The sequence below is a fragment of the Paenibacillus sp. MMS18-CY102 genome (assembly GCF_009789195.1).
Lineage (GTDB): Bacteria > Bacillota > Bacilli > Paenibacillales > Paenibacillaceae > Paenibacillus_T.
On sequence record NZ_WSTC01000027.1, the window covers coordinates 37328 to 48633 of the forward strand.

The following is an 11306-nucleotide window of genomic DNA, read 5'->3' on the forward strand; positions in this document are numbered from 1 at the left end:
AGGAGGTTAATTATGAAAGGACGTTTAGCAAAATGGCTGTTAGCCGCGATGTTTGTCGCGGTCATTCAGCCGCTGCTCGTTCCGCAGAAGGCGGAGGCAGCCTTACCACCTGTTTTTGGAGAAAAGATTGATGCAACAGAAGACAAGTCGTATGACAATGATGGGGACTATAATAACGGTGTAGAGCTCAATACCCATATTGTTGGATACCAACGTGATTCTGGACACGAATATGGCAATTCGATCCTCGCGATCAAGTTTCCACTTACCGCTATCAATTCTGCCAGGACGATCGAACAGGCTTTGCTATATCTCAGCCTTAAGTCCGTCGATACTGATACGGATGTGCCGGATGCCCAGGAAACCTACAAGATATTTACATCCACGGACCTTTCCTGGGGGGAGAGCAACGGCATCCATGTTAATGAGGCATCGTTAACACCCGTTGGTGTATACGGAATTGATGTCTTCCAATCCAACGTAACAGTTAATTTCGATATAGCCAGCAACTTGAACGCCTATCGTGCCGCCAACCCAGGCGCGACTGCGATAACGATTGTTGTCAAAGGACCACTCGCAAGTGATCTTGGCGGGGAAACGGCAAATGGCAAATCAACATACACTAATGCGGTTATTTATGACCGAACTTACAGTGATGCTAGTAAGCGCACGCATCTCGATATTTACTATGCGGCTAACTCAGCACCTACGGACATCGCGCTTTCCAACGCAAGCGTGAATGAGAATCTCGCAAGCGGTACGACGGTCGGAACCCTTTCTGCCACGGATGTAGATGCAAGCGAAACATTCACGTACAGCTTAGTATCAGGAGCAGGCAGTGCAGATAATGCAAGCTTCACGATTGACAACAATCAGTTGAAGACTGCTGCTACTTTTGATAAAGAAACAAAGGACAGTTATTCGGTTAATGTTCAAGTGAAGGACTCAGCGAACAATACCTACGAAGAGCCGTTCACGATAACCGTCAACAATGTCAATGAAGCGCCAACGGGCACCATTAACATTAATGCAGGCGCTGCTTCGACGGGAAGCACGAACGCGACGCTCACGTTAACAGCTAGCGATCCAGATGCAGGCGATACGCTAACGATGAGCTTCTCCAATGACGGCACAACATGGTCAACGCCGGTTCCTTATGCAAACAGCGCATCACATACACTCTCCGCTGGGGCTGGAACGAAGACGGTGTACTACAAGCTGACAGATGCGCTCGGCCTGACGTATCAAACGTCAGATACGATTGTATTAGATACGGCTGCACCGACAGGCTCAGTTTCCATTAACGGTGCTGCTGCATTAACGAATAACGCCAGCGTAAACCTTACGGTAGCTGCATCGGATCCAACTGCGCCGATCCAAATGCAGTTCTCCAATGATGGCTCATCGTGGTCTGGGTGGGAGACATACAACGCCTCCAAATCGTGGACGCTCGCTATTGGAGATGGTACCAAAACGGTTTCGATGCAGCTTCGCGACGGGGTAGGGAACGTATCTACCTTTACGGATGACATTACGCTTGATACGACAGCACCAGTAGGTACGGTTGTTATTGCTTCTGGGGCAACAGCAGTTAATACAACGGCAGTGCAATTGCAAGTAGGAAATGCCGATGCGACAGCAGTTGAAATGCAATTCCGCAATGAGAGCGGCGTTTGGAGCAGTTGGGTATCGTTTGCAGCGACAAGCAGTTGGGTGCTAAGCCCAGGCGACGGAACCAAAACCGTATCTGTTCAGTTCAAAGATGCAGCAGGTAACGTGTCTTCGGCAGTAAACGATACGATTACGCTTGATACGGCAGCTCCGGTTGTGACGGGCGTTACAGCTGGTGGACTTTACAACACGAACAAAGTAATCACTTTCTCTGACGGTACGGGCGTACTGGACGGCGGTGCATTTTCTAGCGGTGATACGGTTACGGCAGAGGGGGCACATACGCTCACAGTGACAGACGCCGCAGGCAATGCAACCGTTATTACATTCACAATTGATAAAACGCCGCCTGCCGGAGATTTAACAATCAACAATGGCGACACGGGAACGAATTCGACAAGCGTGTCCCTAGCTATTGCGAATGCAGATAGTACGGCAGTTCAAATGCAATTCTCCAACGATGGCACGACGTGGAGCGGTTGGGAGGCTTATGGAGCGTCCAAATTGGGCTGGGGACTTAGCAACGGCGATGGCAGCAAAACGGTCCATGTTCAGTTGAAGGATGCAGCAGGCAATGTGTCTTCGGCAACGGACAGCATCATGCTTGATACGACGCCACCGGACGGTTCGGTCGTTATTAAAGGCGGAGCAGCGTATACGAATGATACGGCCGTGCAGCTGACGATAGCGAACCCCGATGGCTCGGCCGACTTGATGCGCATTCAGAATGCAGGAGGCTCATGGAGTGGCTGGCAAGCTGTCGACACAACGGTTGATTGGTCGTTGAGCACAGGCGATGGCTTGAAGACAGTTAACATTGAGCTGAAAGATGCGCTGGGCAATGTGTATGCAACAAGTGACACCATTACGCTGGACCAGACTGCCCCGACGGTTACAGGAGTAGCAGATAACGGGCTTTATAACATGGACCGAACGATTAGCTTCCTGGACGGCAGCGGATTGCTGAATGGTTCTCCAATATCGAGCGGAGCGATTGTGTCGAGTGAAGGCGTGTATACGCTGGTTGTAACAGACTTGGCGGGCAATCATACAGATATCTCTTTTGAGATCGATAAGACGCCGCCTGCCGGAACAATCACGATTAACAGCGGTGCTGCAAAAACCAAACAGTTGGCTGTATCGCTGGCATTAACCAATGCAGATGGCACAGCTGTTGAAATGCAATTCTCCAACGACGGCACGACGTGGAGCGGTTGGGAAGCTTATGCGGCTGTCAAATCGGGCTGGTCGTTAACCGGCGGTGATGGCAGCAAGACGGTTCATGTGCAACTGAAGGACGAAGCAGGCAATATTTCTTCAACAACGGATAGCATCACGCTTGATACGACACCACCGGATGGTACGGTTGTAATCGAAGGCGGAGCAGCGTATACGAATAATACGGCTGTGCAGCTTACGATAGCGAACCCGGATGGTTCGGCCGACACGATGCGAATCCAAAATGCAGGCGGAACATGGAGCAGCCCGCAAGCAATTGGCACAACGGCTGCTTGGACGTTAACAACCGGTGAAGGCCTGAAGACAGTCAATGTTGAATTGTCGGATGAGCTTGGCAACGTGTATATTGCCAGCGCGACGATTACGTTAGACCAAACGGCACCGACAGTAAACGGCGTTACAGATAACGGGCTCTATAATACGGATCGGTTGATTACTTTCTCAGATGGCATTGCGTTGCTGAATGGCTCGGCGTTTTCTAACGGTACAACCGTTTCGAGTGCGGGCACTTATACACTGGCCGTAACAGATGCGGCGGGCAATCATACGGATCTTTCTTTCGAAATTGATAAGACACCGCCTGCTGGGACGATAACGATTAACAGTGGGGCGGCAACAACCAACCAGTTGACTGTATCGCTATCCTTAACGAACACGGATAGCACGGCGGTTGAGATGCAATTCTCTAACGACGGAACGACATGGAGCGGTTGGGAAACATATGCGGCTGCTAAATCAGGCTGGACACTAAGCAGCGGCGATGGCAGCAAAACGGTCCATGTTCAGCTGAAGGATGCAGCGGGCAATGTCTCTTCGGCAACGGACAGCATCGTTCTGGATTCGACGCCGCCGAACGGCTCGGTTGTTATTGAGGGTGGAGCAGCGTATACGAATACTACGGCTGTACAGCTTACAATAGCGAATGCGGACGGTACGGCTGATCGGATGAGGATTCAAAATGACGGCGGCACATGGAGCAGTTGGCAAGCGTTCGATACGGCTGCTGATTGGACATTAACTGCGGGCGAAGGCTTGAAGACGGTTAATGTTGAGCTAGAGGATGACTTGAACAATGTGTTTACCGTTAGCGCGACGATTACGTTGGATCAAACTGCGCCGACGGTAAGCGGTGTAACAAACCATGGGCTATATAATACGGACCGGACGATTACTTTCTCAGACGGCAGCGGATTGCTGAATGGTTCATCGATCTCTAGCGGTGCAACGGTTTCAAGTGAAGGGACTTATACGCTAGTTGTAACGGACTTAGCGGGCAATCATACGGATCTTACTTTTGAAATTGATAAGACGGAATCGGATGGCACAGTAACGATTAACAATGGCGATACTTACACTACGGATACGGATGTCGACCTCACGATAACGAATCCTGACGGCACAGCAGTTCAAATGCAATTCTCCAACGACGGAACAGCATGGAGCGGTTGGGAAACCCTTGCATCGACGAGCGCTTGGACGCTTGATTCGGGCGACGGCAGCAAGACGGTTTCCATCCAGCTCAAGGACGCGGCTGGCAATGTGTACACGACGAGTGATACGATTACGCTCGATACGACACCGCCGGATGGAACGTTAGTCATTAACAGCGGAGAAACGACAACTAATGCAACAAGCGCTAATTTAACGATTAGTAACCCGGATCACTCTGCCGTGGATATGCAGTTCCAGAATGACGGCGGTACATGGAGCTCGTGGGAGCTTCTTAACGTGACGAAAGCATGGACGCTGCCAGCTGGCGAAGGGTTGAAGACGATCAATCTGCGTTTGAAGGATGCGGCGGGCAATGTCTATGAGACCAGTGCATCGATCACGCTCGATACTACAGCGCCAATTGGTGCTGTAACGATTAACAACAATGATAGCTTTGCATCTTCCTTATCGGTCCAGTTGGATATGACATCCGATGGGACGGCCACCCAGATGAGGTTCTCGAATGATGCTTCATCCTGGAGCTCGTGGGAATCGTATCAGGCAACTAAGGCTTGGACGTTGCAATCTGGGGACGGCACTCGCACGGTATATATGGAAGTTCAAGATGCAGTAGGCAACATCAACCGAGTTAGCGATGCCATTGTCGTTGATATGACTTCGCCAACTGGCACGGCCGCTGTGAATGGCGGAGCAGCCCTCACGACGGACGCTAATGTAACGATTGGCCTGACGGTGGACGACGGTGCCGCTCCTGCTTCTGGCGTGGCCGAAGCAAGCGTATCGGTGGACGGCGGTTCAACGTGGAGCAGCTGGGCGGCGATTACACCACAGCTTTCTGCGGCATTAACAAGCGGTTATGGAACGAAGACCGTACAGGTAAAAGTAAGAGACGCAGCAGGCAATGAGAGCGCTGCGTTTTCTGACAGCATTGAAATGCGTTCTGTGCCGGTTCTTGCTGATCGTGCTGCAAACGGTACAGAAGATACAGTCTATACGTATTCCGCGGCCGACTTCGGCTACTCGAGTGCTGATGGCGAGGCGCTTTACCAGATCAAGATTTTGGCGCTGCCGGCGCACGGAGCATTGAAGCTGGATGATGTTGCAGTAACAGTAGGCCAGCAGATTGCTGCTGCTGATATTACGAAGCTGGCGTTTACGCCTGACAAGGATTGGAACGGCCATACTACGCTCAAATGGAGCGGTGGAGCCAATGGCGTGCCAGCGGCTGGCGAAGCCACGATTGATCTGGCAATTGCGGCAGTGAATGATGCACCAGTTGCACAGGACGGTGCCGTAACGGTGACGGGCAATGCGGAAGCCAAAGGAACGGTAAAGGCGACGGATATTGATGGGGACACGTTGACGTATTCTGTAGCCACCCAGCCAGCAACTGGCACATTGGCACTCGATGCTGCTACGGGAGCGTTTACCTTTAAGCCAGTTGTAATAGGTAAAGAGACGTTCACGTTCCGTGCATATGACGGCGTTGCTTATTCTGATCCTATGACGGTTACGGTTACGAACAATGCGTCGCCAATCGTGGTGCCGCCAGTTGTGCCAACGGAGCTTCCGATTTCAGTTACAGGAACAGACGCAACGAAGCTGAAAGATCGGGTAAAAACGGAAGTTGGCTCCACTGACCTAGGCAAGACGGTAACGGCCGAGCTGGGAGGCGACAAATGGAAAGGCAATCTTCCTGGCAAAACGGGTGATCCATTCGTAATCGTGATTAATCCTAAGCAAGATGCTGATGCCGGGGTACTAAAACTTGACCCTTCGATGGCTAAGCTGCTGGGCGATGACAAACGCGATTTGGTTTTGGAATTGGATGGACGGACGATCCGGGTATCTGCGGACATGCTGAAAGCTTTCGCTAGCCAGATGACAGACCCATCAGACGTATTGCGCATCGAGCTTGCACCTGCCTCAGAAGCTGATGCTAACAAAGCGGCTGCAGCTGTTAAGAAAAGCGGTGCTAAGCTTGCTGCGATTCCAATGCACTATCAAGTTTACATTGACCGTAAAGGCAAACGGATTGACTTAGCGAAAATCAAAGGCTACGTCGCGGTTAGCTACCGTCCGGAAGAGTTGACTGCTGAACCGACAACGGCTGCACTCTTGCTGCCGAACGGCAAGCTTAAATCGCTTCCAACAAGATTCGTGAAACACGACAAACAAACCGAAATTCGCGTGCATGGCCTTACGCAAGGCACGTTCGTACTCATTAGCATGAACGGCAAGTTCACGGATACGCCGAAGCACTGGGCGGAACAGTCGATCAACGGATTGGCGAACCGGTTAATTATTAGCGGCGTAGGCAATGGCTTGTTCGATCCGAACCGGACGGCAACGCGTGCGGAGTTCTCTTCCATTCTGGTTCAAGCATTTGGCTTGTATGGATCGGCTTCGAACACTGCATACTCCGATGCCAATCCGAATGCTTGGTATGGCGAATCGCTAGCCTTCGCTAGCGGAAGCGGGCTCATCACTGGTTATGCAGATGGCACATTCCGGCCGGACGCAACGATTACGCGTGAGGAAGCAATGGTCATTCTCGCCCGTGCCGCAGAGTTGGTTGGTTTGGATACGAAGCTGACAGCAGCGCAAACGGGGCAAGCATTAAGCAGCTTTAGTGATGCGGCAGCACTGCATAGCTGGTCGCGTGACGCAGCGGCATTGTGCGTATCTTTAGGCATTGTGAACGGAATCGGAGGCGGCCTGCAGCCAGGACAGCCAATTACACGTGCCCAACTTGCTGTAATGGTGGAGAATTTGCTGAAGAAAGCCGATTATATCTAAATGAACGAACAAATTCTTCCTTTTGCTAGCCATTCTTCAATAGGGCTGCTGCTTGTCGATTCGGAAGACCCTTTCATGCTGGCGGTTTATCTGTCCGTTCGCATGGAAGAGGTTGCAGCATGGGGATGGGATGAGGCGGCTGCGCACTCGTTCCTCCGCATGCAGTATGACATGCAGCAGCGTTCCTATCGCACCTACTATGCGGAATCGGAGCTGTATGCGATAACGTTAGATGGGGTGCAAGCAGGCAAGCTGCATGTGTCAGAGGCATCTGATGGGTTGACGCTTGTCGACATTGCGCTGCTGCCGGAATTCCGGGGCCGAGGGATAGGGCGTCAGTTGCTGACGGACCTCCAGTATAGGGCGAAGGAAGCCGGCAAGCCGCTTCGGTTGACGGTAAGCAAGGGCAATCCGGCGGCAAGGCTGTACGAGCGATGCGGATTCCGCATTGTACAAGCTGATGAAATGAACGCAAGAATGGAATGGAACAGCTCGTTAGATTAACAGACACAAGACAGGAGGATTGACACAATGGAAAATTTTGTCGGAGAAATTCGGATGTTCGGCGGAAATTTTGCACCAGTAGGGTGGTTGCTCTGTGATGGCAGGCAGTTGCCAATCTCGGAATATGAGGTATTGTTTATGCTGCTTGGCACCACTTACGGTGGCGATGGCGTAAATACGTTCTGTTTGCCTGATCTGCGCGGCAGGCTCCCGGTTGGACAAGGGCAGCGCCCGGGCGCAAGCAATTATGTAATTGGCCAATCAGCGGGTTCGGAAAGCGTTACGCTGATCACGAATCAGATGCCAGCCCACACACATATCCCAAGGGCATCTGCGGCGGCTACTCAGAATACGCCAGCTGGTGCGGTATGGGGTACGGGAGAGATTGTAGGGTATGCACCGGCCGATGCTACAGGGCAACCCTTGAATGCAGCAGCGATTACTGCTGCTGGCGGCAGCCAGCCACATGATAACATGATGCCGTACTTGGCGATCGGATTTATTATCGCTACGGTGGGCATTTTCCCTTCACAAAGCTAGAAACCGCCATCAACGAGATGTATTGACATTATTTATTAGGAGGTATTCGAATGGAACCGTTTTTGGGAGAAGTCCGCGCGTTCGGTTTTGGCATTACGCCTAAAGGCTGGATGCCCTGCATGGGGCAATTGCTGGCCATCAATACCAACCAAGCCTTGTTTTCGCTTCTAGGCACTGCCTATGGAGGAAACGGAACTACGAATTTTGCATTGCCTGATTATCGTGGGCGCGTGCAAGTAAGTACGAGCAATACGATTCCGCTGGGTACGGTTGGCGGGGAAGAGAACCACACGCTGACGCTAAATGAGATGCCAGCCCACAACCATGGCGTTTTGGCTAATAGCGGAGATGCAACTTCAAAGACAGCGGCGGGCATGACCTGGGCAGTGCCTGGGAGCAAAGCTAACGCGTTTGCGACAACTATTGATAAAGCAATGTCAAGCGAGGCAATCAGTGTGACTGGCGGCAGCCAACCGCATAACAACATGCAGCCTTATTTGGTGCTTAACTATTGTATTGCAGTTCAAGGCATTTACCCGAGCAGAGGCTAATCAACGAGGAGGCATAATCGATGGCAGATCCATTTGTAGGCGAAATTCGCCAGTTTGCGGGCAGCTTTGCCCCGAATAACTGGGCATTATGCAACGGTCAACTTCTTCCAATCCAGCGATACACAGCTTTGTTCTCCTTATTGGGCACGATGTACGGCGGAGACGGCAAAAGCACGTTTGCTCTGCCTAATCTGATGGGGAGTGCTCCTATGCAATATGGACAAGGCCCCGGCTTGACCTTGCGTGATCAAGGCGAGCAGGCAGGGGAAGCAACTGTGACGCTTCTGCAAACAGAAATCCCTGCACATACGCATACAGCGAAGGGGGGGCAAGCGGCAACAACCACGCAACCGGATAATGCTGGCTGGGGCTCTTCTAGCCGGACCGGAACGCAGTTGTATACGGAGGCAGCACCGAATGCTGCAATGCACCCCCTTGCTTTGCAACCAACAGGCGGCACTCAGCCGCATAACAACATGCAGCCTTATATTGCTGTTAACTACATCATTGCTCTGCAAGGCATTTTCCCGCAACGTCCATAGCAGTTCTAATAGCGTCCCCTCCTTCATAGGCTAGTCTCGAAGGAGGGGACGCGGCTATGTTGGAGCAAGGGAAGGGGCCTAAGCGGCCAGAGCGGTCCGAGCGACAAGAGATGACGATGCACAATCGCAAGCTGCTTGAATTGACGGGTGTGCGCAATGTAGATAGTTTTGACAGCGAAGAGTTTTTGCTAGAGACAGATCTTGGGTTTCTGACGATTCGCGGCCAGAACCTGCATATGAAGCATCTTAGCCTAGAGCAAGGGCTTGTCGCTATTGAAGGGCTTATCCATTCGCTCGCCTATCTGGATGGAACGCCGCAGACGAAAACCAAAGGGCTGTTTGGGAAGCTGTTCAAGTGAATCTCACGCTTAATGAACAGTGGCTCACATTGGGACTGATGCTGCTGTCCGGCATCGGCATGGGGATCGTCTTCGACGGGTATCGCGTCGTATCGCATGAGCTTCGTTTCGCGAAGTGGACACTTCCCTTGTTCGACCTGCTCTATTGGGCGGCAGCAACGCTAGTCGTGTTTCAAGTCTTGTCCGCCGGCAACGATGGCGAGGTGCGGGCGTACGTGTTTCTAGGGCTTGTAATCGGCGTAGTCGTCTACTTCTTGATGTTAAGCCGTTCTGTTATCGCTTCCGTTCGTTGGCTGATTCAAGCGGTCCGGTATCTAATCGGCTTGGTTATCCGCTTGTTTGACCTATTCATCATTCGTCCGCTGCTTGTGTTGTACAAGCTGGCGAAGGTGCTGATTGGGTTTTTGGCAGCCCTCACTATTTTCTCTTGCAAAATTGTGATACAATTGATCCGTCCGTTCTGGCTTCTAGCGCGTTGGCTGTTCCGCCCACTGTGGCGACCTGTTGCCAAGCGCCTTCAACCCGTAATTGCAAGCTGGGAGCTTCAAGCGAAGGCATCTAAGCTTATCGGCCATGTAGCCGGGTGGTGGAAGCGAACGTTCGGCCGATCTTCCTGACGAAAGGTGGTGCAGTGTTCATGGCGAATGTGAGACAGCAAGCGGCTAGTGCGGCACCCGCCGGAACGAAGCGGCGCAAGCGGCTATGGCTTGCCTTTGTTATAATTTTCGCATGTTGGGCATTGTATACGCTAATCAACCAGGAGCATAGCCGAGGCGTTGCATCACAGCGTTTATCTGAAGTGAAGGTCAAGAAGGCGGCTGCTGAGAAGCAGTTGGCTGATCTCAAGCAAGAGATTGACCGGCTTCATGATCCCGAGTATATTGGGCAGCTGGCGAGCCAACAAGGGATGGTACGCGATGGCGAGAAAGTGATTCAGTTAGCAGAATAGTCGACGGCCCTTATAAATCGGGTTCTTCGTCTGTTGACCTTGCTTTCTACGTTACGTTATAATTACAGTAGTAAGGTCTCAATAGAGACCGTCATGTATATTCCTTAGGGAGGAACGTTTTCTTTTATGGCAATTGAAGTGGGCGCTAAGTTAGAGGGTAAAGTGACAGGCATTACGCATTTCGGAGCATTTGTTGATCTGTCTGGGGGCGTTACGGGGCTTGTACACATCTCCGAGATCGCCGACAACTACGTTAAGGACGTAAAGGATCACCTAAAGCTAGAAGACGTCGTCAAGGTGAAAGTCATTAATGTCGACAAAGACGGCAAGATCGGATTATCCATTAAGCAGGCTATTGATCGGCCAGAAGGCCAGCCAGCACCTCAGCAACGCGAACCGCGCGCAGGTGGATTCAATCGTGGCGGTGGTGGCGGTGGCGGACAAGACCGCGGCGGACGTCCTTTCAAGTCATCCTCTGGTAAAGCGCCGTACGGAAAACCGTCATTCGAAGACAAAATGTCGCGCTTCCTGAAAGACAGCGAGGAACGCATCTCTTCCCTCAAGAAGAACACCGAGGGCAAACGCGGTGGACGCGGAGCCAAGCGGGTATAATCAGCATCGAATGAATAGGCGAGTGAAAAGCAGAACCTTCGTGGTTCTGCTTTTTTTGCGTTTTGTGGCGTATTCCAAAAACTTTCCC

The 11306-nt window shown here is 51.8% G+C and carries 9 protein-coding genes; all 9 read left to right on the plus strand.

Going from position 1 to position 11306, the window contains the following annotated elements; translation table 11 throughout:
* The first annotated feature begins 12 nt into the window (after positions 1-12).
* Positions 13-7161, plus strand: coding sequence for an S-layer homology domain-containing protein (locus GON22_RS18880; protein ID WP_160397671.1), 7149 nt, complete (start codon positions 13-15; stop codon positions 7159-7161).
* Complete coding sequence (locus tag GON22_RS18885) at positions 7162-7665, plus strand: GNAT family N-acetyltransferase (protein WP_160397672.1); 504 nt, start codon at positions 7162-7164, stop codon at positions 7663-7665. It abuts the gene before it with no gap.
* A gap of 27 nt (positions 7666-7692) precedes the next feature.
* Positions 7693-8205, plus strand: a complete 513-nt coding sequence (locus GON22_RS18890) for a phage tail protein (protein ID WP_160397673.1) — start codon at positions 7693-7695, stop codon at positions 8203-8205.
* 50 nt (positions 8206-8255) lie between these two features.
* Positions 8256-8756: a phage tail protein gene (locus GON22_RS18895; RefSeq protein ID WP_160397674.1), complete on the plus strand. Its 501-nt coding sequence runs from the start codon at positions 8256-8258 to the stop codon at positions 8754-8756.
* A 20-nt stretch (positions 8757-8776) separates the two neighbouring features.
* Positions 8777-9298, plus strand: a complete 522-nt coding sequence (locus GON22_RS18900; protein ID WP_160397675.1) for a phage tail protein — start codon at positions 8777-8779, stop codon at positions 9296-9298.
* Between the two features lie 56 nt (positions 9299-9354).
* Complete coding sequence (gene yabP, locus GON22_RS18905) at positions 9355-9657, plus strand: sporulation protein YabP (RefSeq protein ID WP_006038131.1); 303 nt, start codon at positions 9355-9357, stop codon at positions 9655-9657.
* On the plus strand, positions 9654-10274 hold the full coding sequence (gene yabQ / locus GON22_RS18910) for a spore cortex biosynthesis protein YabQ (RefSeq protein ID WP_160397676.1): 621 nt from the start codon (positions 9654-9656) through the stop codon (positions 10272-10274). Before yabP ends, yabQ begins: the two co-directional genes overlap by 4 nt.
* A gap of 20 nt (positions 10275-10294) precedes the next feature.
* On the plus strand, positions 10295-10606 hold the full coding sequence (locus tag GON22_RS18915) for an FtsB family cell division protein (protein WP_160397677.1): 312 nt from the start codon (positions 10295-10297) through the stop codon (positions 10604-10606).
* A 126-nt stretch (positions 10607-10732) separates the two neighbouring features.
* A complete protein-coding gene (locus tag GON22_RS18920) occupies positions 10733-11218 on the plus strand; it encodes a S1 domain-containing RNA-binding protein (protein ID WP_160397678.1) in 486 nt (161 codons plus the stop codon).
* Positions 11219-11306 lie beyond the last annotated feature (88 nt).

Excerpts from the sequence above, each read along its gene's own strand:
- GON22_RS18880 (WP_160397671.1), top strand. The coding sequence starts at position 13 with ATGAAAGGACGTTTAGCAAAATGGCTGTTAGCCGCGATGTTTGTCGCG.
- GON22_RS18885 (WP_160397672.1), top strand. The coding sequence starts at position 7,162 with ATGAACGAACAAATTCTTCCTTTTGCTAGCCATTCTTCAATAGGGCTG.
- GON22_RS18890 (WP_160397673.1), top strand. The coding sequence starts at position 7,693 with ATGGAAAATTTTGTCGGAGAAATTCGGATGTTCGGCGGAAATTTTGCA.
- GON22_RS18895 (WP_160397674.1), top strand. The coding sequence starts at position 8,256 with ATGGAACCGTTTTTGGGAGAAGTCCGCGCGTTCGGTTTTGGCATTACG.
- GON22_RS18900 (WP_160397675.1), top strand. The coding sequence starts at position 8,777 with ATGGCAGATCCATTTGTAGGCGAAATTCGCCAGTTTGCGGGCAGCTTT.
- yabP (WP_006038131.1), top strand. The coding sequence starts at position 9,355 with ATGTTGGAGCAAGGGAAGGGGCCTAAGCGGCCAGAGCGGTCCGAGCGA.
- GON22_RS18915 (WP_160397677.1), top strand. The coding sequence starts at position 10,295 with ATGGCGAATGTGAGACAGCAAGCGGCTAGTGCGGCACCCGCCGGAACG.
- GON22_RS18920 (WP_160397678.1), top strand. The coding sequence starts at position 10,733 with ATGGCAATTGAAGTGGGCGCTAAGTTAGAGGGTAAAGTGACAGGCATT.